We start from the raw sequence: 384 nt of genomic DNA, 5'->3' as shown, positions 1-384 counted from the left end.
GGCACAAGGCATCCGCTTCGGCATCAAGCAAGCCGTTCAATGTCTCCTCAACGCTTTGTCGCACAACCTCGGACACTTGCGATCGCAACTCCTGCTCATCTACGACGACAACCGGAACTTTCTTTTTTCCGTGCCCCTTGGTAGCTTTCATTTGTAGCCCTCATGCTGGTTTGGTGGTTGTTTGGTCATAACCAAACCTAACCGACATGAAGGGCTGCTTCCATTTTGGGAATGTGCGAAAAATACCGTACGTTATCTGAGCAGACGCCCGCCGCAAAGATGCAAGCGCAATTTATTTGCGCGGTTGTCCTGCGGGGCAAAGGCAGGTGCAGTTGCGCATGCAGCAGCGAGATTCGCCCTGCTGTAGGGCTTTTGCAGCGCAAG

The 384-nt window shown here is 53.1% G+C and carries 1 pseudogene; it reads right to left on the bottom strand.

Features of this window, described 5'->3' with window-relative positions:
* Positions 1-151, bottom strand: a pseudogene (locus V6C16_RS15030) (IS256 family transposase); the annotation flags it as partial.
* Positions 152-384: the final 233 nt, after the last annotated feature.

This window comes from Desulfovibrio sp. 1188_IL3213 (assembly GCF_036763145.1).
GTDB lineage: Bacteria > Desulfobacterota > Desulfovibrionia > Desulfovibrionales > Desulfovibrionaceae > Desulfovibrio.
This window is presented reverse-complemented; position numbering and strand designations above follow the sequence as displayed.